Here is a 21,539-nt window from a genome sequence, read left to right as displayed (position 1 = left end):
TGCATCCTGTTGGCGCCTGGTTGTCCCGAGTTTGAGGGGGCAGGCCACCCTCTCTAGGACACGCAAAAGCCCGTCCATGGTGCTCGATGGCGCCATCCATGGCGCCAACGGTCCTGGAGAGGGCGGTCTGCCCCCTCCTGACAGTTTCATGGTGCGTGCGGACGCGGCGAAGCGCTGGTCGGTTGTTGCCGAGGGTCGCGGGAAACCGTCCAGAGCCGGTGGGGTCACTCAGGGCGGGACCGTTGGCGCCATGGGTTGGGTGCATGCGCCCGACGGGTTGGCCAGGAGCCCAACCCCGGTCTTGCCGTGTGCGCAGGACAGCGCACGCGAGCAAGGCGCCATCGAGCACCATGGATGGGCTTTTGCGTGTCCAGGCCGGGGTGGCCTGCCCCCTCCCGCGCAGGAACAGGGAGGCGCTACTGCGACCAGGCCGACCGATGCCAATGCAATCCCCGGAAAACAGAAAAGCCCGCACAAAAGGCGGGCTTTTTCGGTTCCTGCTGCGGCGACTGGCGCTCCCTAGGGGACTCGAACCCCTGTTTTAGCCTTGAGAGGGCCACGTCCTAACCACTAGACGAAGGGAGCGTAACTGTGTCGCTGCCGAGGCAGGAGCGCTAGTATATGCACCTCGATGCCATTGGGCAATCCCGAAACTTCAACCGGAAGCGCCAACATCATTTCCTCTGCTACATCACCGTTCAGCCTGCGCGTCATCCCGCGCGACCAGCACACGATCTCCCGCAAGGACATCAGCCCGAACGCCCTGCGCGTGCTTTATCGCCTGCGCGATGCCGGCTTCGGCGCCTACCTTGTCGGCGGCGCGGTGCGCGATCTGCTGGTCAATGGCCAACCCAAGGATTTCGACGTGGCCACCGACGCCACGCCCGAACAGGTCAAGCAGCTGTTCCGCAACTGCCGCCTGATCGGTCGCCGGTTCCGCCTCGCCCACGTCGTGTTCGGCCGCGAGATCATCGAAGTCGCCACCTTCCGTGCCAACAGCGATGACGGCAGCGGCGACCGCGAGATGGAAAACGGCATGCTCGTGCGCGACAACGTGTACGGCACCATCGAAGACGACGCCATCCGCCGCGACTTCACCTGCAACGCCCTGTACTACGCCATCGAGGACTTCTCGGTGCGCGATTACACCGGTGGCTTCGAAGACGTCCAGGCGCGCCTGATGAAGCTGATCGGCGACCCCGAGCAGCGTTATCGCGAAGATCCGGTGCGCATGCTGCGTGCGGTGCGCCTGGCGGCCAAACTCGGCTTCCAGATCGAAGAGGGCACCGCCGCGCCGATCCCGCACCTGGCCGGCCTGCTCAATGAAGCCGCGCCGGCGCGCCTGTTCGAGGAAGTGCTCAAGCTGTTCCTGTCCGGGCACGGCGTGGCCAGCTTCGAAGGCCTCGAACGTTACGGCCTGCTGGACGTGCTGTTCCCGGAGAGCGCCAAGGCGCTGAAGTCCAACCGCACCGGCGCGCTGCGCCGCATGCTGGTGGAGGGCCTGGCCAACACCGATGCACGCGTGGCCAACGATGAACCAGTCTCGCCCGCGTTCCTGTTTGCGCTGCTGCTGTGGCCGGCGTTCTGCCGCGCCCAGGCAACCCTGCTCAAGCAGGGCGTGGCACCGGAAGAGGCGCAGCGCCGTGCGGCCGATCGCGTCACGGTGCAGCAGCTGAGCACCATCGCGCTGCCGCGCCGCTTCTCGCTGCCGATGCAGGAAATCTGGCTGCTGCAGTCGCGCTTCAGCTCGCGCCAGCGCAAGCGCGTGTTCCGTACCCTGACCCATCCGCGTTTCCGCGCTGCGTTCGACTTCCTCAGTCTGCGCCAGGTGGCCTCGGCCGAGCACGCCGCCGATGTCGAGTTCTGGCGTGAGGCGCAGGCGCAGTCCGGTCGTGAGCTGGAGTCGTCGCTGGACGTGATGCACAGCGAAGAGGGGGATGACGAGAGCGGGGCACCGCGCAAGCGCCGCCGTCGCCGCCGTCGTCCGGGTGCCCCGGCCGGCGCGGCTGGCGAGTAAACGATGACCCTCGCCTGGATCGGCCTCGGCGCCAACCTTGGCGACGCGGCCGTCACCGTCGGCGCGGCGATTGCCGCGCTCGACGGGCTGCCCGATACCCGCCTGCGCCAAGCCTCAAGGCTGTACGCCACGCCGGCCTGGGGCAATGAAGACCAGCCGCCGTTCGTCAACGCGGTGGCTGCGGTCGAGACCACGCTGCCCGCCGATACGCTGCTGCAGGCGATGCTGGCGCTGGAGCAGCGTTTTGGTCGCGTACGCGATCCGGCGGTGCACTGGGGCCCGCGCGCGCTGGACCTGGACCTGCTGCTGTATGGCGCGCAGGTGCTCGACCAGCCTGGTCTGCAGGTGCCGCATCCTTACCTGCACGAGCGTGCCTTCGTGTTGGTGCCGCTGGCCGAAATCGCGCCGGATCTGGCCATTCCCGGCCATGGCCGCGTGCGGGATGCAGTGATGCGGGTGGATGCCTGCGGGATTGCGCCGATAGGGTGATAATGCCCGGGTTATCTCCCCCGGTTATCAGCACATGAGCACCCACGCAGACAGCAAGCCCTGGACCGTTCCCGCCCTGGCCGAGGCCAAGCGCAATGGCCAGAAGCTGGTCATGTTGACCGCCTACGACGCCGGCTTCGCCCGCACTTTCGATGCCAACGGCGTCGACCTGATCCTGATCGGTGATTCGCTGGGCATGGTCGTGCAGGGCCATGATTCGACCTTGCCGGTGACCGTGGCCGACATGGTCTACCACACCCGCGCCGTGGCCCGCGTGCTGCAGCGTGCGTTGCTGGTGGCCGACCTGCCGTTCGGCGCCGATGCCACCCCGGAGCGCGCGCTGGATGCCTCGTTGCAGCTGCTGCAGGCCGGCGCCGAGATGGTCAAGATCGAAGGTGCCGGCTTCAAGGTCGACATCATCCGCTACCTGGTGGAGCGCGAGATTCCGGTCTGCGCGCATCTGGGCCTGACCCCGCAGTCGGTGCTGCGACTGGGCGGCTTCAAGATCCAGGGGCGTGGCGATGCCGCGCGCCAGCTGGTGGAAGATGCCAAGGCTGTGGCCGCTGCCGGCGCCAGCATCATGGTGCTCGAATGCGTGCCGACTCCGGTCGCCGCCGAAGTGACCGCTGCGGTGGATGTGCCGACCATCGGCATTGGCGCAGGCCCGCAGTGCGATGGCCAGGTGCTGGTGCTGCACGATTTCCTCGGCCTGGACAGTGGTCATCGCCGTCCCAAGTTCGTCAAGGATTTCCTTGCAGAAGGCGGTTCGGTGGCCGGTGCCACCCGCGCCTATGCCGACGCGGTGCGCGACGGCAGCTTCCCCGACGAACAGCACGCCTACGCCCAATGATCCAGACCTTCAACGAGCTCGGCGCACTGCGCGGGCAGATCGCCCAGTGGAAGCGCGAGGGCCTGCGGGTGGCGCTGGTGCCGACCATGGGCAACCTGCATGGAGGTCACCATTCGCTGGTGACCCTGGCCCGTCAGTACGCCGACAAGGTGGTGGCGAGCATCTTCGTCAACCCGACCCAGTTCGGGCCGAACGAGGATTTCAGTCGCTACCCGCGCACGCCCGAGGCCGACGTGGCCGGGCTGGAGCAGGCCGGCTGCGATGCGGTGTGGCTGCCCAGCGTCGAGGTGATGTACCCGCTGGGGGTGGACAAGACCACGCGCATGCACGCGCCGGGCGTGAGTGAAGTGCTGGAAGGCGCCAGCCGTCCGGGGCACTTCGATGGCGTGTGCACGGTGGTGGCGCGCCTGTTCCTGCAGGTGCAGCCGGATGTGGCCGTGTTCGGCCGCAAGGATTACCAGCAGCTGGCGGTCATCCGCCAGATGGTGGCCGAGCTGTCGTTCCCGATCCAGATCGTCGGTGCGGACATCGTGCGCGACGAGGATGGCCTGGCCAAGAGTTCGCGCAACCAGTACCTGAGCGCCGAACAGCGCCCGGTCGCGACCAGCATCCACCGCACCCTGCTGGGCATGCGCGAGGGTTACGTGGCTGGCCAGTCGCGCGCGCAGATCGAGGCCGACGCAACGGCCGCGCTGCAGGCGGATGGTTTCCAGGTCGACTACGCCGTGTTGCGCACGCCGGAGCTGGCCGAGCCGACCTTCGACGGCGGTGGCCGCGTGGCGCTGATCGCCGCACGCCTGGGCAGCACGCGCCTGATCGACAACCTGGAGTTCTGAGCCGCATGCGGCTCCGGGGCGCCCGCAACGGGCGCCTCTCGACTTCCCACGGACGGGAGACCGGAAATGAAGACCCCCAGCACTGATACCGGCCGTCTTGCCCAGGCCTCGATCCTGGCGGTGCTGGCCGCCGGCATGCTGCCGGCCCAGTTGTTTGGCGGCCTGTTGTTCGCGCTTGAATTCAGGCGCACGCCGATGCCTGCGCTCACCGGCGGTGGGCTGATGTTCGTGTTGGCCGTGTGCAATGCGATCGCGGTGTTGCTGTCGATGGCGCTGATCCTGCAGTCTCAACAGCGGCTGCGCCGGACTGGATTCGTGCTGGTCGGTTTCGGACTGGGCGCGCTGGCCATGGCCACCTGCACCTGGCCGGGCGCGGACAATGGTCCGCTGCTGCAGCGCCTGCGCTATGTCGACACCCTCGACGTGATCAGCTATGCCTTGCAGGTGCTGGCCGCAGGTGGCTTCGGCCTGGTCGCCGGGCTGGCCTTCCATACGGTGTTCCGGCTGTCTCTGGAGGGCCGTTCCGGGCATGCCGCGCCGCCGCCGCCGGGGGAGGGGGCCTGAACAGCCTTCAGCGTCCTGTTGCGGCCCCCTGACGATGGCCAAGCGGGTGCTAGAATCCGCTCTTTCCTTTGCCGTTGCAGCGCCCCCATGCACCTGTCCCTGCTCAAGACCAAGATCCACCGCGCCACCGTCACCCATTCCGAGCTGAACTACGAAGGCTCGATCGCCATCGATGACAACCTGCTGGCTGCCACCGGCATCCGCGAGTTCGAGCAGGTGCACATCTGGGACGTGACCAACGGTGCGCGCTTCTCGACCTACGCCATCCGCGCCGAAGCCGGCAGCGGCGTTGTCTCGCTCAACGGTGGTGCTGCGCGCCACGTGCAGGTCGGTGACATCATCATCATCGCCGCGTTCGCCAGCATGACCGAGCAGGAAGCTGACAGCTTCAAGCCGAAGCTGGTGTACGTTGATGGCAAGAACCAGATCTCCCATACCAACGACACGATCCCGACCCAGGCCGCATGACAACGAACAACGGATTCGACTCGCTGCATTCCCACGCCCAGCGCCTGAAGGGCGCAAGCATTCCCAGCCTGCTCGCCGCCGAACCCGGCCGCGTGCAGGACCTAGCGCTGCGGGTCGGTCCGTTGTACGTCAACTTCGCGCGGCAGAAATACGATGCCGCGGCGTTGCAGGCCCTGCTCACGTTGGCCGCCGACCGTGATGTCGGTGGTGCCATCACCCGCTTGTTCCGTGGCGAGCAGGTCAACCTGACCGAAGGTCGCGCCGCGCTGCATACCGCGCTGCGCGGCGACGTGGTCGATGCGCCGGTTGCAGCCGAGGCCTATGCCACCGCGCGCGGGATCCGCCAGCGCATGGGCGTGCTGGTGCGCGCGCTGGAAGACAGTGGCGTGACCGATGTGGTCAGTGTCGGCATCGGTGGTTCCGACCTTGGCCCGCGTCTGGTCGCCGACGCGCTGCGTCCGGTCACCGGTGCGCGCCTGCGCGTGCATTTCGTGTCGAACGTGGACGGCGCCGCCATGCAGCGCACGCTGGCCACGCTGGATCCGGCCAAGACCGCCGGCATCCTCATCTCCAAGACCTTTGGTACGCAGGAAACCCTGCTCAACGGCCAGATCCTGCACGACTGGCTGGGCGGCAGCGAGCGCCTGTATGCAGTCAGCGCCAATCCGGAACGTGCCGCGAAGGCCTTCGCGATCGCCGCCGATCGCGTGCTGCCGATGTGGGACTGGGTCGGTGGCCGTTATTCGCTGTGGTCGGCGGTCGGTTTCCCGATCGCGCTGGCGATCGGCTTCGAGCGCTTCGAGCAGCTGCTGGAAGGCGCGGCGCAGATGGATGCGCATGCGCTGGATGCACCGCTGGAGCGCAACCTGCCGGTGCTGCACGGCCTGACCGACATCTGGAACCGCAACGTGCTGGGCCATGCCACGCATGCGGTGATGACCTACGACCAGCGCCTGGCGCTGCTGCCGGCCTATCTGCAGCAGCTGGTGATGGAAAGCCTGGGCAAGCGCGTGCAGCGTGATGGTGCGCCGGTCACCACCGACACCGTGCCGATGTGGTGGGGCGGGGCAGGCACCGACGTGCAGCACAGCTTCTTCCAGGCGCTGCACCAGGGCACCAGCATCGTTCCGGCCGACTTCATTGGCTGCGTGCACAACGATGATCCCTACACGATCAATCACCAGGCCCTGCTGGCCAACCTGCTCGCACAGACCGAGGCACTGGCCAATGGCCAGAGCAGCGATGATCCGCACCGTGATTACCCGGGCGGTCGCCCGAGCACGCTGATCCTGCTCGACGCGCTGACCCCGCAGGCGCTGGGTGCGCTGATCGCCATGTACGAACACGCCGTGTACGTGCAGTCGGTGATCTGGAACATCAATGCCTTCGACCAGTTCGGTGTCGAGCTTGGCAAGCAGTTGGCCAGTGGCCTGTTGCCGGCGCTGCAGGGTGAGGATGTGGCGATTGCCGATCCGATGACCCGCGAGATCCTGGCGCAGCTGAAGGGCTGACCCGGCCTGCGGATGTGCCGGCGCCGGCCGGCCATCCGATGCCTCTGGGGTTGCCTTCGATCCGGTCGCGCAGGAATGGCGGCGCGGCCACTCATTCCACGTCACTTCCGTACCGCACGTGCAGCGTATTCGTGCGCCCTGCCGCAGCGCAGCTTGACGCACTTCGCACGCGGATGCAGTGTGCACGGGCGGCTGTACCTGTCATCCAGTATCGCTCGCAGCATGATGTTGATGCCAGGGACTGGCCGTATCCGAAGGGACGTGGAATCGATCCATGTCCTCAACGCCTCATGTTGTGAATGACAGGAGATTGCGAATGGATCTGAACGACGATGTTGTGTCCGGCTGGCTCAATGGCTCGGACGATGTGGATGGGTGTGCCAACCCTGCGGGTTCGCTGTTCATCTATGGCGCTGGGGCCACCGAGTCCGCGCTCACGTCGGCCTCCGACACCCTGATCACCGGTGGCGGTACCGAGTGCACCACCACGATGTCGGTGGTCAATCACTGCCTGTGCTGTTGATGTAGCCCGAGCCGGCACGCAGCGGCTTGCGCTGCGTGCCGGCGACTGGAACAGACTCTGGACACTTTGCAGGGGGCGTAATGACCGCTTCTCCGGCTGCGGCCGCGTTTGCGCGCATCACCGAACATTCTCTTGTCGACGCGCGCACAGTGTTGGCGGCTGGCCTGCATGACCCCGCCATCGATCTGCGGCCAGACGAGCGCGCACTCCTGCATGAGCAGGGCGATGCGGCGCTTCGTGAACATGCCCAGCTCAAGCTCAACCGCGTACTGCTGCTGGAACTGCATGCGGCCGCGCGCGGTGGTGACATCGGCCCGCTTGAGGGCGCCGGTGCGCTGGACGAATTCGTGGCCCTCGCCACCGGCGAGGGCTTCCATGAGCATCTGCAGCGACGCTACCCGGTGCTGCTGCCGCGACTGTCGCGCATGCTCGAAGGACAATGTGCGGCTGTGGTGGAGCTGGCCGCGCGCATCGGCCGTGATCGTGCGCTGCTGACGGACCTGCTCGGCAGTCCGGCAGGATCGCTGCGTGCGGTGTCGCTGGGGCGCGGTGACCTGCACGGTGGCGGCCGGACCGTGGCGCGGTTGCAGTTCGACGGCGGTACGCTGATGTACAAGCCGCGCTCGCTGCGCATCGATGCCACGCTTGATGGCCTGCTTGAAGCCGTCTTCGGCGAGGGCCCTGGCCGGGTACGCGTGCCGCGCGTGGTGGATCGTGGCAGCCACGGCTGGGCTGCATTTGCCGAGCACCGTTATTGTTCCGGTGACGAAGAGCTGCGCGCCTACTACCGCGGTCTCGGTCACTGGCTGGCCATCCTGCGCCTGGTGGGCGGGACCGACATCCATCTGGAGAACCTGATCGCGGTCGGGCCGGTGCCGGTGGTGGTCGACGCCGAAAGCGTGTTCTCGCAGGTCATCGACGTCGAACCATCCGGTCTGGGCGATGCCTATGACACGGCAGTCAAGCTGATGCGCAATTCGGTGCTGCGCACCGGTATCGTGCCGTTCCGCACCACCGGCCTCGGCATGGAAGGCGTGGACCTGTCCGCCGCCGGCGCACTGCCGGGCGAGCAGCCGCGTGTGCAGGTGCCGGTGATCATCGAAGACGGGACGGCGCCGGCGCGGCTGGGCCTGGTCGAGGCAGAGGTCGCCATCGCACAGAACCATCCGAGCCCGCAGCCCGATGTGTCGTTGTACTGGGATCACATCAGCGAGGGTTTCGTCGATGCCAGCGGGCGCCTGCGTGCGCTGGATGCCAGGGGCGAACTGATGCCGTTGCTGGCCGGTTTCGAAGGCTGCCAGGTGCGCGATGTGCGGCGGCCGACCATGGCCTACGCCGAGCTCGGGCGGATGCTCTGGCATCCGGCATCGCTGCACAAGGAAGCCCAGGCGGTTGAACGCGCGATCGATCTGCTGGTGCGCAATGCAGCGGTGTCACCGGCTGCGCCATCGGACCTGGAAACCGTACGTGGAGAAGTGGACGACCTGCGCCACGGTGACATTCCGATCTTCACTTCACAGCTTGACGCGACCCGCATCCGCTCCATCGCCGACAACTGGCGTGCGATGCGCATCGACCTCGAAGACGTGACCATCCGCAGCACGTTGGTGGCCACCGACCTGAACCAGCACGCGCTGGCCCGCGCCGAGGCTCGGGCCGGCTATAGCTACGCCGCGCAGCAGCCTCGCGCGGACGATCTGGACCTGCGCCGACGAACGCTTGCGGCACACGCGGTGAAGAATCTTCTGCGGCTTGCCGTGCACGGTGAAGACGGTTCGATGACCTGGATCACGCCCGAGGTGACCCGCACAGGATGGACCGTCCAGCCGGTGCAGCCCGACCTGTATTTCGGGCTGGGAGGCATTGCGTTCGCGCTGGCGGCCTACCGCCGGGAAGTGGAGCAGGGACGTGCCGATCCGGTGGCTGGGTTGGATCCGGCCATCGAAGGCGCCATTGCGGTGTTCCAGACCATGTGCGAGCGCCATCCCGCCGGGATCGATGGTGGTTTCGTCGGCTCGGGCTCGCAGATCTGGACCCTGCTGGCATTGCATGATCTGCTGCAGCGCCCCGCACTGCTCGCGCTGGCCGAGCGCTGTGCGGAAGGAGTGGAACGTCGTGGTTTCCAGGGGCCGGTGAAATTCGAACTGATTGATGGCGTGTCCGGCATGATCCTGCCGTTGCTGGCGCTGGCCGAGGCCACCGGCAGATCGCGCTGGCTGGAGTTGGCGGCTGCAGCCGGGCGCCGCATGCAGGAAGCAGCGATCGTCGATGCCGACGGCGCACGCTGGCCGACGCCACAGTTCCGCGAGCCGATCGGTGGCTTTGGCCACGGCGCGATGGGCATGGGCTGGGCGCTGGCACGGCTGGCGCGTTCGGATGCCGGCAGCGTGCCTGAGCGGGCCGCCTGGCGGCAGCTGGCCGAAGGAGCCTTTGCGTTCCAGGCGGCGCTGTTCGAGTCGCATACCGGGCGCTGGCGCGATATCCACCTGGAGGACGGGCAGAAGAATTTCCCGACCTGGTGCCATGGCAGTGTTGGCATCGGTCTGGCGGCGGCGGATCTGTACGCCCGCACCGGCGATCCCGCGCAGTTGCGTGACATGCGGCGGGCTGTGGCCGACGCGCGCGGCAAATGGGGGTTCAGCCACACCCTGTGCCATGGCGATGTGTCCACCCGGGAGTTGCTGGTGCTGGCGGCTGCGTTGGATCCGGAGGGGTGTCCCTATCCGCAGGACGAGGCCGCCATCGAGATCGTTTCTTCGATCGAGGAGCACCGGGGCATGGTCGGCGGGCTGACCCGCGCGGCCTTTACTCCGGGCCTGATGATCGGTCTGGCAGGTACGATCTATGGCTTCCTGCGCATGCATCCGGCCTGCACGCTGCCGTCGCCGCTGCTGCAGGAGACGGTAGCGGCGCGGGTCGATGCGTCGGCGTCGCGCTCCAGCGCCGCGCAGGACCGAGCAGTGCTGGCCGAGGTCTGAGCCGGACGGGTCCGGCGATCAACGGCTGGGATCGCGTTCCGGGCTCGGCCGCTTGGCCAGCTTGCGCTGCAGCGAACGCCGGTGCATGCCGAGCAGGCGGGCGGCTGCGGACACGTTGCCGCCGGTCTCGTGCATCGCCTGCTGGATGTGTTCCCACTGCAGGCGGCTGATCGGCGTCATCGCATCAGGCACTTCCATTTCACCATCGTCGGCCGGGCCGTCGTCTTCCTCGCCGAGCGCGCGCAGGATCATCGGCACCGTGGCCGGCTTCGGCAGGTAGTCGTCGGCACCGAGCTTGATCGCCTCCACGGCGGTGGCGATGCTCGCGTAGCCGGTCACCAGCAGGATGCGCATGTCCGCGCGCAGGGCACGCAGCGGCTGGATCAGTGCCAGGCCGGAATCGCTGCCCAGCTTCAGGTCGATCAGCGCGAACGCCGGCGGATGCTGGCGGGCCAGCGCCAGCGCACTGGCGGCATCCTGTGCGGTCTGCGTTTCAAGCCCCTTGCGGGCCAGGCTGCGCTGCAGGGTGCGCAGGTACAGCTCGTCGTCGTCGACCAGCAGGCCCAGGGTGGAGTGATGAAGGCTCATGGGGTGTCCTCACGTGGGGTCAGCGGCAGGCGGAAGCCGACGCGGCTGCCGGCCCCCTGGGCCGGGCGCATCCACATCTCGCCGTCGAGGCGTTCGATGGTGGCATGGGACAGGGCCAGGCCGACGCCCATGCCCTCGCTTTTGCTGCTGCCGAACAGCTTGCCCGGCAGCACCGCGGCACGGGCGTCGAAGCCGTGGCCGTAGTCGCGGACTTCGCCGATCAAGTCGTCGCCTTCGATGCGCAGGTCCAGGTCCACGCGCGGCCGGCCGGCCTGTTCGCCGGCATCGGCGGCATTGTTGAGCAGGACCATCAGCAGATGGCCCACGCCCGGGTCGAGTGGCAGCCGCAGCGGCGCATCGTCATTGCGATGCAGGTCGATGGTCGGCCGCACCAGGCGCCACTGTTCCAGTACCTGCTGGGCGCTGGAGTGGCTGCGACCCGGTGCATCGGCCGAGGCCGGTGCGGCCAGCGCCAGCACGCGCTCGCGGCACTGCACCAGCAGCTCGCGCAGGGTTTCCATGTCTTCGCGTACTTCGGGCTCTTCGCTGCGCTCGGCGACGTCATCGGCGAGCAGCGTCATGGTCGCCAGCGGCGTGTTCAGTTCATGCGCCACCGAGGCGGCATGGGTGGCCAGGGCGACGATGCCCTCGTTGCGGGCGAAGCGTTCGCGCAGGGCCGACAGTTCCAGTTCGCGCTGGCGCAGCGCCAGTGCCAGGCGGGTGGAAAAGGTCAGCACGACCGCTGCGGAAATCAGGAAATTGGCGACCACGCCCCAGCGGTTGAGGTCCTGGGCGCGGAAATAGCCATCCGGCAGCGACTGGCCGAAGATGCCGCTGGCGGCGTAGCCGAGCAGGCAGGCCAGCGCCACCGCCAGTGCCCAGCGCAGGGGCAGGGCGAACGCGGCGAGCGCGATCAGGATCAGGAACAGCGAACTGAACGGGTTGGCCATGCCGCCACTCCAGCCCACCATCCAGGTCAGGATGATCACGTCCACCAGAATGTGGCCGAATGCGGTCAGTGGCGCGGTGTCGGCCGCCTCCGGGCGCAGCTGGGTGTAGATGTTGAACAGGGTCAGCACGGCCACGCCCGCCCACAATGGCAGCTGCGGCAACGGCAGGCCCAGCACCCAGGTGGCAACCAGGATGGTGGCGGCCTGGCCGCCTACGGCAAGCCAGCGCAGGCTGCACAGGGTTCGGAGAAACGGGGCGTCGGGACCGGTCATTCACGCTCATCGTATGCGTTCACGCGTGACCGTGCCTGCGACAATCGGCCGCAGCCGTGCCGCCGGCTGAATGCGAGTCACCCGGAATGCGGAGGCGGGCGGTAGAATGCGCCCATGCACGACGCCGTTACCCGCCCGACGCCCCCTTCCGATGCCACTGCCTGGCCCCGCCGCCAGACCCATGCCGTCCAGATCGGCGGGGTCACCGTAGGCGGAGGCAAGCCGGTCGTGGTGCAGTCGATGACCAACACCGATACCTCCGACGTGGCCTCCAGCGTGAAGCAGGTGGCCGAGTTGTGGCGTGCGGGTTCGGAAATGGTGCGGCTGACCGTCAATACCGTGGAAGCCGCTGCGGCGATCCCGCGCATTGTCGACAAGCTGGCGATGATGGGCATCGACGTGCCGCTGATCGGTGACTTCCATTACAACGGCCATCAGCTGCTGACCGCCGAACCGGCCTGTGCCGAAGCGCTGGCCAAGTACCGCATCAACCCGGGCAATGTCGGCTTCGGCAAGAAGAAGGACCTGCAGTTCGCCCAGTTGATCGAGTTCGCGATCCGCTACAACAAGCCGGTGCGCATCGGTGCCAACTGGGGCTCGCTGGACCAGGCCCTGGCGGCAAAGCTGATGGACGAGAACAACCTGCGTGAGCAGCCGTGGGACGCCGGCCGCGTGCTGCGCGAGGCGCTGATCCGCTCGGCGCTGGATTCGGCAGAGCAGGCGGTGGAGCTCGGCCTGCCGCGCGACCGCATCGTACTGTCGGCCAAGGTCAGTGGCGTGCAGGAGCTGATCGCGGTGTACCGCGACCTGGCCCAGCGCTCGGATTTCGCCCTGCACCTGGGCCTGACCGAGGCCGGAATTGGCAGCAAGGGCATCGTCGCCTCGTCCGCGGCGCTGAGCGTGCTGCTGCAGGAGGGCATCGGTGACACCATCCGCATCTCGCTGACCCCGGAACCGGGCCAGTCGCGTACGCAGGAAGTGATCGTCGCCCAGGAGCTGCTGCAGACCACCGGCCAGCGCGCCTTCACGCCGCTGGTCACGGCCTGCCCGGGCTGCGGCCGCACCACCTCCGAGTTCTTCCAGGAGCTGGCCAAGGTGGTACAGAACCACGTGCGCGAGAAGATGCCGCTGTGGAAGATCCACCACCCGGGTGCGGAGAACATGACCCTGGCGGTGATGGGCTGCATCGTCAACGGGCCGGGTGAGTCGCGCCATGCCAATATCGGCATCTCGCTGCCCGGCACGGGTGAAACACCTGCAGCGCCGGTGTTCGTCGATGGCGAAAAGAAGGTGACCCTGCGTGGCGAGAACATCGCCCAGGAATTCGTCGCCCTGATCGACGATTACGTCGAACACAAGTATGTCCGAAGCGCCGGATAAGCCTGCGATCCTCGCTGCACCGGAGTCCGCCTCCGGCTTCCGCCACTGGATGGCGCGCAATGCCTGGCGCCTGGTCCTGCTGTTCGGTGGCGTGCTGCTGCCGCTGGCCGGCTTCGTCGCCCTGGCTGACGAGGTGCACGAGTTTGAATCGTTCCATTTCGATGCGCCGCTGCTGTGGCAGATGCATGGCCTGCATTCGCCGCTGCTGGACCGCTTCTTCGTGCTCATTTCCAGACTGGGCTACGAATGGTTCCTGATCCCGGCCGACGTGCTGATCATCGGCGTGCTGCTGGGCTACCGGCGTTGGCGCGAGGCGACCTTCGTGGCGGTCAGCTTCGTCGGCTCGGCGCTGCTGAACATGGGCAGCAAGCACTTCTTCCAGCGCCAGCGGCCGAGCCTGTGGGAATCGATCGCGCCGGAATCGACGTTCAGCTTCCCCAGCGGCCATGCGATGGGCTCGATGACCCTGGCAGTGACCCTGGTACTGCTGGCCTGGAACACCCGCTGGCGCTGGCCGGTGCTGCTGCTGGCACCGGCATTCAGCCTGCTGGTCAGCGTGTCCCGGGTCTACCTGGGGGTGCATTACCCCTCCGATATCCTGGCCGGATGGTGTGCCGCGCTGGTTTGGGTGGTAGGGTGCTATCTGGTCATGTTCAGTCGCCGGCACCCATGGCGACGTCACGGCTCGCCGCCAGCGAAGGCCAGCGAAGCATCATCACAGGGGGATTGACGTGGATGGCCCTTGAGGGACGTCTACGTGATAGATCAGTTGTTTCGTTGCAGCAGGTTCTGCAAGACAGGGGGCAAGCACAACGCGCGGTAGTGTGATGCGCAAGGCAGATTGCCGGGGTCGCATTCCGAACGCGCTTGCAGGGGTATCGGCACCCTGCCTAGCTTGACCTGCAATGGCCGCATTCGAAGAGGTACGTGAATGACGATTCGAGTCTACCTGGTGGATGACCACGCGCTGGTCCGCACCGGGATGAAGATGATTCTGTCGGGGGAAACCGACATCGAGGTGGTGGGCGAAGCCGAGACCGGCGAAGACGCGCTGCGTGAAGTCCGCCAGCTGCTGCCCGATGTGGTGCTGTGTGACCTGCACCTGCCGGGTGTGAGCGGCATGGAAGTGACCGAGCGCATCGTGCGCAGCCACCGCAATACCCGCGTGGTGATCGTGTCGGTGCTGGAAGATGGCCCGCTGCCGAAGCGGCTGCTCGAGGCTGGCGCCGCCGGTTACATCGGCAAGGGCTGCGATGCGCAGGAGCTGTTGCGCGCGGTGCGTGACGTGGCCGGTGGCCGCCGTTACCTGGGCACCAGCATCGCGCAGAACCTGGCGCTGTCGACGGTGGAAGGCAACGGTTCGCCGTTCGACAGCCTGTCCCCGCGCGAGCTGGAGGTGGCGTTGCTGCTGACCCAGGGCCTGCGCCAGGAAGACATCGCGCGGCGGTTGAGCCTGAGTGCGAAGACGGTGAACACGCACAAGGCGCGGTTGTTCGAGAAGATGGGGATCCACGACAACATCGCGTTGGCGCGGATGGCCAGCCAGTACGGGCTGGTGGATCCGGCACGGCCGCTGTAAGGGTTTCGGCCAACGGCTGAGCCCCTCGCGGTGTGCGGCAGGATTCGTGGGGTTGGCCCTGCGGAGGGATTGCGCAGGGGACGCCGTGGATCCATCCCTGGAGGCTCGGGCGCGCCATCCATGGCGCTTACGCCCCTGCGCAATCCCTCCGCAGGGCCACGGACAGGTTCCGTGCGCGTCCACCGCGGAATGAAGAAGGAAGAGCAGGAGCGGGTCGCGCGCTGTGCGCGCTCGTCGCCCGGGGTCGGATCCCTTTCCCGGTGGGAAAGGGCTCTGACCCCTGATGATGCCGGAGCCGAGCGTGGGCGCGGCTCTACACCTTTGTCGGGCTCAGTGGCCGCGCACGCGCTTGATGATCTTCGCGGCGTCGGCGGCGCTGGCGCGCACCTTGTCCCATTCGCCGTTGGCGATCCAGTTGCCCGGCACCATCCACGAACCACCGATGCAGACCACGTTCTTCTGCTCGAGGTACTCGGCGGCGGTGTTTTCGGTGATGCCGCCGGTCGGGCACAGCTTGAGGTCGGCAACCGGGCCGGCCAGGCCCTTGATCATCGCCAGCCCGCCCACGGCCGTGGCCGGGAACAGCTTGCACACGCGGAAGCCGCGCGCATACAGCGACAGCAGCTCGGTCGGCGTTGCCGCACCCGGCACCACCGGCAGCGGCGCAGCGGCCAGTGCATCAGCCAGCGCCGGCGGCGTACCCGGGGTCACCAGGAAGTCCGCGCCCGCATCGATCGACTGCTGCATCTGCTCCACGGTCAGCACCGTACCGGCGCCCACCACCACGTCCGGCAGCTCGCGCTTGAGCATCGCCAGCGCTTCCATCGCCACCGGCGTACGCAGCGTCAACTCGATCGCCGGCAAACCACCTTCCAGCAGCGCCGCGCTGACCGCACGCGCCTGGTCCAGCGTATGAATCGTCACCACCGGCAGGATGCCCGCCGCACGCAACAGCTCCGCCGCCTTCACCTGATGTTGTTCGATACCCATAGCTCTGCTTCTGCCTTTGCTTTCGAATTTGATTTTCAGTGATCACTTCGCGGCGCGAGGGCGCCGGGAAACTGTCCTGAGGCGGCGGGTAGCCCCCACCAGGACCGTGAGCGCCATGGATGGCGCGACCGAGCCCCCATGGATGGGTTTACGGCGTGTCCTGGTGGGGGCTACCCGCCGCCTCAACCAGGACACTCACCGCCAACGCACACCCGCAACGCTCTTCAACCCTCAGGCGTCTTTCGCCTCATGCGGCGCCGCCGCCGCCGCGGCATCGTGCCCCAGCTCGTACTCCGCATCGTAGTCCCACGGCCCACCATCAGCCGCCGCCGGCCCGCACGAAATCGAAATCGCCCCCTGGTCGGCCGGACCCACCACGCGACGGTTGATCGCGAACAGGTTGCGGCCCAGATCATGCGCGGCTGGCGCGGTGTTCGGCGCCAGCGGGCGCGCGGCCCATTCGGCCGCGTCCACCAGCACTTCCAGCGTGCCGGCCTCGCCATCGAGGCGGATCATGTCGCCCTCGCGCACCTTGGCCAGTGGACCGCCGCGCGCCGCTTCCGGCGTCACATGGATCGCCGCCGGAATCTTGCCCGAGGCACCGGACAGGCGGCCATCGGTGACCAGCGCCACGCGCCGGCCCTGGTTCTGCAGCAGGCCCAGCAGCGGCGCCAGCGAATGCAGTTCCGGCATGCCGTTCGCACGCGGGCCCTGGTAACGAACCACCGCCACGAAATGCTCGGGCAGCAGGCCACCGGCGTGCAGCTTGTTCAGTACCTGCGGCGCGTCGACCACCACCGCCGGTGCCTCGATCGTGCGGTACTGCGGCTTCACCGCCGACAGCTTGATCAGCGACTTGCCGAGGTTGCCGCGCAGCAGGCGCAGGCCGCCCTGGTGTTCGAACGGATTGTCGACGCCACGCACCACTTCGTCATCGGCGCTGCGTTCCAGGCCCGGCAGGTAGACCAGCTGGCCGTCGCGCAGCTGCGGCTCGCGCGCATAGTCGGCCATGCCGCCACGTGCCACGCTGACCAGGTCGCCATGCATCAGGCCGGCCTTGATCAGTTCGCCGAACACGAACGCCGGGCCGCCGGCAGCTGCAAAGCGGTTCACGTCGGCGTCGCCGTTCGGATAGACGCGGGCCAGCAGCGGGATCAGCTGCGACAGTTCGTCGAAGTCGTCCCAGGTCAGCACGATGCCGGCCGCACGCGCCACCGCGATCCAGTGGATGGTGTGGTTGGTCGAACCGCCGGTCGCCATCAGTGCGATGACCGCGTTGATGATCGCGCGCTCGTCGATGATCCGGCCCAACGGGCGGAAGTCGTCGCCGAGTGCCGTGATGTCGAGCGCGCGTTCGGTGGCTTCACGGGTGAGGGCGTCGCGCAACGGCGTGCCTGGATTGACGAACGATGCGCCCGGCAGCTGCACGCCCATCGCTTCCAGCAGTACCTGGTTGGAATTGGCAGTGCCGTAGAAGGTGCAGGTGCCGGCGCCGTGGTACGACGCGGACTCCGCTTCCAGCAGTTCTTCGCGGGTGGCTTCGCCAGCGGCATAGCGCTCGCGCACTTCGGCCTTCTGCTTGTTCGGGATGCCCGGGGTCATCGGGCCGGCCGGCACGAACACCGCCGGCAGATGGCCGAAGGCCAGCGCACCGATCAGCAGGCCCGGCACGATCTTGTCGCACACACCGAGGTAGACGGTGGTGTCGAACATATCGTGGCTGAGCCCGATCGCGGTGGCCTGCGCGATCACATCGCGCGAGAACAGTGACAGTTCCATGCCGCCGCGGCCCTGGGTGACGCCGTCGCACATCGCCGGCACGCCGCCGGCCACCTGTGCGGTGGCGCCCAGCTCGCGGGCGATCTCGCGGATCTGCTCGGGATAGGTCTCGAACGGCTGGTGCGCCGACAGCATGTCGTTGTAGGCGGTGATGATGCCGAGGTTCGGCGTCACGCCGCCGCGCAGGCGGCTCTTGTCGGTGCCGCCGCAGGCGGCGAACCCGTGGGCGAGGTTGCCGCAGCTCAGGCGGCTGCGGAACGGGCCTTCACGCAGGGAGGCGTCGATCGCGGCCAGGTAGGCGGCGCGCGAGGCGGCGCTGCGGCGGATGACACGCTCAGTGATGGCTTGCAGTTGCGGATGGAGGCTCATTGGCTACCGGCGTTCGTGGTGGCGAGAGGCAAGCGGCGGCACGGTGCCGCCGCCAACATCAATCAGCCCAGTGGACGCGCAGGCGCGCGCCTTCCAGGTTGATCGCATTGAGGATGGGGTACTGCTGGGCGTCATTGCTGTCCAGCGCCTGGCGCAGTACCTGCAACTTCTGCTTGCCGCGCAGCAGCAGCAGGCGCTGGCGGCACTGGCGCAGGCCATGCGGGGTCAGCGTGATGCGCAGCGGCCACTGGTTCGCGCCCGGGCAGCCGGTGGCATCCAGCGCCGCGTAGGGCAGGGTGCTTTCCAGTGCGCGGGCCAGGTCCTTCGAGCCCGGGAACAGCGAGGCGGTGTGGCCGTCGTTGCCCATGCCCAGCGCCACCAGGCTCGGCGGCTGGCTGTGCTGCGCCTGCAGGTTGGCGGTGTACACGCATTCCGGCAGCGGCTTGCCGATCCGCACCAGCGGATCGAAGTGGGCACCTTCGGCGCGCTTGAGCAGATTCTCGCGCACCAGCCAGGCATTGCTGTCGCGATCCTGCGGCGACAGCCAGCGCTCATCGGCCAGGCTCACTTCCACGCGGTCCCAGTGCACGTCCAGTTCGGCCAGCGCCTGGTACACCGGTGCCGGCGTGGTGCCGCCAGACAACAGGATGCGGGCGCGGCCCACTTCGTTGATGTCGTGGTTGAGGGTCTGCGCCATCTCGGCGGCCACCGCCTCGATCCAGCCATCGGCATCGCCGTGCTGGATGAACTCGATGCGGTCGTCGTGGAAGGTGGTGGGGCTCATGCGGCAACTCCAGGTGCGTCACGTTCGGCGTCGGCGGCATAGGCGGCGGCGCCCAGTAGTCCGGCGTGGGGGTGCATCACGGCCAACGAGGGCACCCGCGCCATGATCGAGGAGAAGCGGCCCTTGTGTTCGAAGCGCTGGCGGAACCCGGAGTGCTGCAGCGAATCGAGCATCTTCGGGGTCAGCCCGCCGGTCAGGAACACGCCGTCCCACGCGCCCTGGGTCAGCACCAGGTCGCCTGCGATGGCGCCGAACACGGCGCAGAACACATCGACGGTGCGCATCGCCTGCGGGTCACCATGCAGGGCGCGGGCGGTCACGTCCACCGGCTGCAGTTGGCCCGGATCGATGCCGGCCATCTCGCATACGGCGCGATGGATGTTGACCAGGCCAGGGCCGCAGATCAGGCGCTCGTTGGAGACGCGGCCGAACTGTTCGGACAGGATCTCCAGGATGCGGATCTCCTCCGGGGTTCCCGGCGGGAAGCTGACATGGCCGCCTTCGGTTTCCAGCGGGTAGCAGCGGCCGTGGCGCAGGATCAGGCCACCGACACCCAGGCCCGTACCCGGCCCGATCACCGCGTAGTTGCGCGGCTGGCCGGGTTTGCCCGGCACCCAGGCGGCACCGCCGACCTGGACCACGTCATCGGGCTGCAGCAGCGAAATCGCCATCGCCTGTGCGGCGAAGTCGTTGATCAGGTGCAGTTCGTTGAAGCCGAGCATGGCGGCGGTGCGGCTGCGCGAGATCACCCACGGGTGGTTGGTGATGCGCGCTTCGTCACCGTCGACGCGACCGGCCACCGCGAACACGCCGCGGCTGGCCGTGGCGCCGATCTGTTCCAGATGGTGGCGCGCGGCATCACCCAGCGACGGGAACTCCGCCACTGCGTACTCGCGGATGCTGTCCTTCTGCAGCGGTGCGTCCTGCGAGGTGTCGGCCAGGGCGAAGCGGGCGTTGGTACCGCCGATGTCGGCGACCAGCACCGGCTGCGAGCTGGCACTCATGCCGACGCTCCGCTGTCCGGCGCGTCCACGCCCTGCGGCAGGAACTCGCCCGCGTTGGCCGGGCCCCACTGGCCGGCGGGGTAGGGTTCCAGCGGCAGCTTGGCATCCTTCCAGGCGTCGGCGACGCTGTCGATCCACGCCCAGGCGGCGCGCACTTCGTCATCGCGCACGAACAGCGTGTGGTTGCCGTTGAAGGCATCCAGGAACAGGCGTTCGTAGGCGATGCGGCGGTGCAGGCCAGTCGGCACCGACAGTTCCAGTTCCAGCGGATGCAGCTCCAGCGCGCCCCATTCCGGGCCGGCCAGGCTGCTCATCAGGCCCAGTTCGATGTTTTCCTGCGGCTGCAGCTGGAACACCAGGCGGTTCGGTGCGGCCTGCGCGCGCTGCGGGCGCTCGAACAGCCAGTGGGTGACCGGCTTCAGCGTGACCACCACGCGGGTGGTGCGTTCGGGCAGGCGCTTGCCGGTGACCAGGTGGAACGGCACGCCGCTCCAGCGCCAGTTGTCGATATGCGCGGTGACCCCGGCGAAGGTCTCCACGTCGCTGCCTTCCGGCGGCTGGTAGGCCTGGGCCGGCTGGCCGTTGATGGTACCGGCGGTGTAGCGGCCGCGGATGCTGTCACGCGCGGCGTGCTTGGCATCGAGCGGGCGCAGGGCGCGCAGCACCTTGACCTTCTCGTCGCGGATGCGGTCGGCTTCCAGCGAGGCCGGCGGCTCCATCGCCACCATGCACAGCAGCTGCAGGATGTGGCTCTGCACCATGTCGCGCAGCGCGCCGGAGCGGGCGTAGTAGGCGTCGCGGCCATCCACGCCTTCGCTCTCGGCCACAAGGATGTGCACCGATTCGATGTAGTTGCGGTTCCACACCGCTTCCAGCAGCGTGTTGCCGAAGCGCAGCGCGATCAGGTTCTGCACTGCGGCCTTGCCCAGGTAGTGGTCGAGGCGGAACACGCGGTCCTCGTCGATCCACTGGCCGATGGTGCTGATGATTTCCTCGGCGCTCTCGCTGTCGCTGCCGATCGGCTTCTCCAGCATCAGGCGTGCCGGTGCGGCGAGGGCGCCACCCTTGGCCAGGCCTTCGCAGGTGGAGATGTACAGGCCCGGCGGAATGGCCAGGTAGCTGACGCACTTGCGGTGCACCAGGTCGGAGACCGCGGCGGCCACCGAGTCGACGTCGCGCAGGTCCACCGAACGGTAGTCGATGCGGCGCAGCAGGGCGCCGATGTCTTCCTGCGTGGCCATCGGCATGGCCTGTTGCAGTCGCGGCCGCAGGATGTCATGGAAGGCTTCGGTGTCATGCCCGGACAGGGCCAGCGCGCGGATGCGGAAATCCTCCGGCAGCAGGCCGTCGCCAAGCAGGCGAAGCAGCGAAGGGAACAGGTAGCGCTGGGCCAGATCACCTGTGGCACCGAACAGGAAGAGGGTGTCGTGCATCGCTCGAGTTTCAGATCCGGGTGACATCGTTGTCAATCGCTTCATGGCTGGGTTCGGGGGACATCCGCGCAACTGCCTGTCCGAGGTTCGTCAGGGGCGATCTCCGGGGTAGCGGAAGACCGTTCCATTCGAAACCACTGCCTCGGCGGAACCTTCGTTCAACCGCCGACGCAG

19 protein-coding genes and 1 tRNA gene are annotated in these 21,539 nt (G+C 67.7%); 12 read left to right on the top strand and 8 right to left on the bottom strand.

Features of this window, described 5'->3' with window-relative positions; translation table 11 throughout:
• Positions 1-510: 510 nt before the first annotated feature.
• Positions 511-585 (bottom strand) — tRNA-Glu (locus tag V3B25_RS12545).
• Between the two features lie 52 nt (positions 586-637).
• On the opposite strand from V3B25_RS12545, the gene pcnB reads away from it, so the two are divergent.
• The 9 genes from pcnB to V3B25_RS12500 all read left to right on the top strand — a co-directional run bounded on the left by pcnB (position 638) and on the right by V3B25_RS12500 (position 10,236).
• Entirely contained in the window at positions 638-2,017 is a 1,380-nt protein-coding gene (pcnB, locus tag V3B25_RS12540) for a polynucleotide adenylyltransferase PcnB (protein ID WP_032128849.1), read from the top strand.
• A 3-nt stretch (positions 2,018-2,020) separates the two neighbouring features.
• Entirely contained in the window at positions 2,021-2,506 is a 486-nt protein-coding gene (gene folK / locus V3B25_RS12535) for a 2-amino-4-hydroxy-6-hydroxymethyldihydropteridine diphosphokinase (RefSeq protein WP_032128850.1), read from the top strand.
• Positions 2,507-2,540: 34 nt separating this feature from the next.
• Positions 2,541-3,356 (top strand): 3-methyl-2-oxobutanoate hydroxymethyltransferase, encoded by an 816-nt coding sequence (gene panB, locus V3B25_RS12530; RefSeq protein ID WP_005416119.1) that lies wholly within the window; start codon positions 2,541-2,543, stop codon positions 3,354-3,356.
• The gene (panC, locus tag V3B25_RS12525) at positions 3,353-4,192 is read left to right on the top strand and encodes a pantoate--beta-alanine ligase (RefSeq protein ID WP_329810788.1); all 840 of its coding nucleotides are present in this window, start codon (positions 3,353-3,355) and stop codon (positions 4,190-4,192) included. Before panB ends, panC begins: the two co-directional genes overlap by 4 nt.
• Before the next feature lie 66 nt (positions 4,193-4,258).
• Positions 4,259-4,756: a hypothetical protein gene (locus V3B25_RS12520; RefSeq protein WP_329810787.1), complete on the top strand. Its 498-nt coding sequence runs from the start codon at positions 4,259-4,261 to the stop codon at positions 4,754-4,756.
• Between the two features lie 87 nt (positions 4,757-4,843).
• Positions 4,844-5,224 carry an aspartate 1-decarboxylase gene (gene panD, locus V3B25_RS12515; RefSeq protein ID WP_032128853.1) on the top strand — a complete coding sequence of 127 codons (381 nt, stop codon included), beginning with the start codon at positions 4,844-4,846 and terminating at the stop codon, positions 5,222-5,224.
• Positions 5,221-6,735 carry a glucose-6-phosphate isomerase gene (pgi, locus tag V3B25_RS12510; protein ID WP_329810786.1) on the top strand — a complete coding sequence of 505 codons (1,515 nt, stop codon included), beginning with the start codon at positions 5,221-5,223 and terminating at the stop codon, positions 6,733-6,735. The genes panD and pgi overlap by 4 nt, the downstream gene beginning before the upstream one ends.
• A 316-nt stretch (positions 6,736-7,051) precedes the next feature.
• A complete protein-coding gene (locus V3B25_RS12505) occupies positions 7,052-7,258 on the top strand; it encodes a DUF6229 family protein (RefSeq protein ID WP_049400943.1) in 207 nt (68 codons plus the stop codon).
• An 80-nt stretch (positions 7,259-7,338) separates the two neighbouring features.
• Complete coding sequence (locus tag V3B25_RS12500) at positions 7,339-10,236, top strand: type 2 lanthipeptide synthetase LanM family protein (RefSeq protein WP_329810785.1); 2,898 nt, start codon at positions 7,339-7,341, stop codon at positions 10,234-10,236.
• A gap of 18 nt (positions 10,237-10,254) precedes the next feature.
• Here the strand turns inward: V3B25_RS12500 and V3B25_RS12495 are convergent, their stop codons facing one another.
• Positions 10,255-10,824 (bottom strand): response regulator transcription factor, encoded by a 570-nt coding sequence (locus V3B25_RS12495; protein ID WP_012510702.1) that lies wholly within the window; start codon positions 10,822-10,824, stop codon positions 10,255-10,257.
• Positions 10,821-12,047, bottom strand: coding sequence for an ATP-binding protein (locus V3B25_RS12490; protein WP_032128856.1), 1,227 nt, complete (start codon positions 12,045-12,047; stop codon positions 10,821-10,823). The genes V3B25_RS12495 and V3B25_RS12490 overlap by 4 nt, the downstream gene beginning before the upstream one ends.
• Before the next feature lie 114 nt (positions 12,048-12,161).
• On the opposite strand from V3B25_RS12490, the gene ispG reads away from it, so the two are divergent.
• From ispG to V3B25_RS12475, 3 genes are all read left to right on the top strand, one after another.
• Positions 12,162-13,427, top strand: coding sequence for a flavodoxin-dependent (E)-4-hydroxy-3-methylbut-2-enyl-diphosphate synthase (gene ispG / locus V3B25_RS12485; RefSeq protein ID WP_032128857.1), 1,266 nt, complete (start codon positions 12,162-12,164; stop codon positions 13,425-13,427).
• Entirely contained in the window at positions 13,408-14,157 is a 750-nt protein-coding gene (locus V3B25_RS12480) for a phosphatase PAP2 family protein (RefSeq protein ID WP_032128858.1), read from the top strand. Before ispG ends, V3B25_RS12480 begins: the two co-directional genes overlap by 20 nt.
• Before the next feature lie 201 nt (positions 14,158-14,358).
• Positions 14,359-15,006, top strand: a complete 648-nt coding sequence (locus V3B25_RS12475) for a response regulator (protein ID WP_004153112.1) — start codon at positions 14,359-14,361, stop codon at positions 15,004-15,006.
• A 330-nt stretch (positions 15,007-15,336) separates the two neighbouring features.
• Here V3B25_RS12475 and V3B25_RS12470 read toward each other — a convergent pair whose 3' ends face one another.
• The 5 genes from V3B25_RS12470 to zwf form a co-directional block, all read right to left on the bottom strand.
• Positions 15,337-15,996, bottom strand: coding sequence for a bifunctional 4-hydroxy-2-oxoglutarate aldolase/2-dehydro-3-deoxy-phosphogluconate aldolase (locus V3B25_RS12470; protein ID WP_004153124.1), 660 nt, complete (start codon positions 15,994-15,996; stop codon positions 15,337-15,339).
• A gap of 231 nt (positions 15,997-16,227) precedes the next feature.
• Entirely contained in the window at positions 16,228-18,144 is a 1,917-nt protein-coding gene (gene edd / locus V3B25_RS12465) for a phosphogluconate dehydratase (protein WP_097047853.1), read from the bottom strand.
• Between the two features lie 58 nt (positions 18,145-18,202).
• On the bottom strand, positions 18,203-18,928 hold the full coding sequence (gene pgl, locus V3B25_RS12460) for a 6-phosphogluconolactonase (protein ID WP_012510707.1): 726 nt from the start codon (positions 18,926-18,928) through the stop codon (positions 18,203-18,205).
• Positions 18,925-19,932 carry a glucokinase gene (glk, locus tag V3B25_RS12455; protein WP_049400948.1) on the bottom strand — a complete coding sequence of 336 codons (1,008 nt, stop codon included), beginning with the start codon at positions 19,930-19,932 and terminating at the stop codon, positions 18,925-18,927. The genes pgl and glk overlap by 4 nt, the downstream gene beginning before the upstream one ends.
• Positions 19,929-21,365 (bottom strand): glucose-6-phosphate dehydrogenase, encoded by a 1,437-nt coding sequence (gene zwf / locus V3B25_RS12450; protein WP_329810784.1) that lies wholly within the window; start codon positions 21,363-21,365, stop codon positions 19,929-19,931. Before zwf ends, glk begins: the two co-directional genes overlap by 4 nt.
• Positions 21,366-21,539: the final 174 nt, after the last annotated feature.

It is taken from the genome of Stenotrophomonas sp. SMYL8, from assembly GCF_036320065.1.
GTDB lineage: Bacteria > Pseudomonadota > Gammaproteobacteria > Xanthomonadales > Xanthomonadaceae > Stenotrophomonas > Stenotrophomonas maltophilia_A.
Note: the sequence above shows the minus strand (reverse complement) of the source record. Positions and strands in the feature narration are given on the sequence as shown.

Excerpts from the sequence above, each read along its gene's own strand:
- folK (WP_032128850.1), top strand. The coding sequence starts at position 2,021 with ATGACCCTCGCCTGGATCGGCCTCGGCGCCAACCTTGGCGACGCGGCC.
- panB (WP_005416119.1), top strand. The coding sequence starts at position 2,541 with ATGAGCACCCACGCAGACAGCAAGCCCTGGACCGTTCCCGCCCTGGCC.
- panC (WP_329810788.1), top strand. The coding sequence starts at position 3,353 with ATGATCCAGACCTTCAACGAGCTCGGCGCACTGCGCGGGCAGATCGCC.
- V3B25_RS12520 (WP_329810787.1), top strand. The coding sequence starts at position 4,259 with ATGAAGACCCCCAGCACTGATACCGGCCGTCTTGCCCAGGCCTCGATC.
- panD (WP_032128853.1), top strand. The coding sequence starts at position 4,844 with ATGCACCTGTCCCTGCTCAAGACCAAGATCCACCGCGCCACCGTCACC.
- pgi (WP_329810786.1), top strand. The coding sequence starts at position 5,221 with ATGACAACGAACAACGGATTCGACTCGCTGCATTCCCACGCCCAGCGC.
- V3B25_RS12505 (WP_049400943.1), top strand. The coding sequence starts at position 7,052 with ATGGATCTGAACGACGATGTTGTGTCCGGCTGGCTCAATGGCTCGGAC.
- V3B25_RS12500 (WP_329810785.1), top strand. The coding sequence starts at position 7,339 with ATGACCGCTTCTCCGGCTGCGGCCGCGTTTGCGCGCATCACCGAACAT.
- V3B25_RS12495 (WP_012510702.1), bottom strand. The coding sequence starts at position 10,824 with ATGAGCCTTCATCACTCCACCCTGGGCCTGCTGGTCGACGACGACGAG.
- V3B25_RS12490 (WP_032128856.1), bottom strand. The coding sequence starts at position 12,047 with ATGACCGGTCCCGACGCCCCGTTTCTCCGAACCCTGTGCAGCCTGCGC.
- ispG (WP_032128857.1), top strand. The coding sequence starts at position 12,162 with ATGCACGACGCCGTTACCCGCCCGACGCCCCCTTCCGATGCCACTGCC.
- V3B25_RS12480 (WP_032128858.1), top strand. The coding sequence starts at position 13,408 with ATGTCCGAAGCGCCGGATAAGCCTGCGATCCTCGCTGCACCGGAGTCC.
- V3B25_RS12475 (WP_004153112.1), top strand. The coding sequence starts at position 14,359 with ATGACGATTCGAGTCTACCTGGTGGATGACCACGCGCTGGTCCGCACC.
- V3B25_RS12470 (WP_004153124.1), bottom strand. The coding sequence starts at position 15,996 with ATGGGTATCGAACAACATCAGGTGAAGGCGGCGGAGCTGTTGCGTGCG.
- edd (WP_097047853.1), bottom strand. The coding sequence starts at position 18,144 with ATGAGCCTCCATCCGCAACTGCAAGCCATCACTGAGCGTGTCATCCGC.
- pgl (WP_012510707.1), bottom strand. The coding sequence starts at position 18,928 with ATGAGCCCCACCACCTTCCACGACGACCGCATCGAGTTCATCCAGCAC.
- glk (WP_049400948.1), bottom strand. The coding sequence starts at position 19,932 with ATGAGTGCCAGCTCGCAGCCGGTGCTGGTCGCCGACATCGGCGGTACC.
- zwf (WP_329810784.1), bottom strand. The coding sequence starts at position 21,365 with ATGCACGACACCCTCTTCCTGTTCGGTGCCACAGGTGATCTGGCCCAG.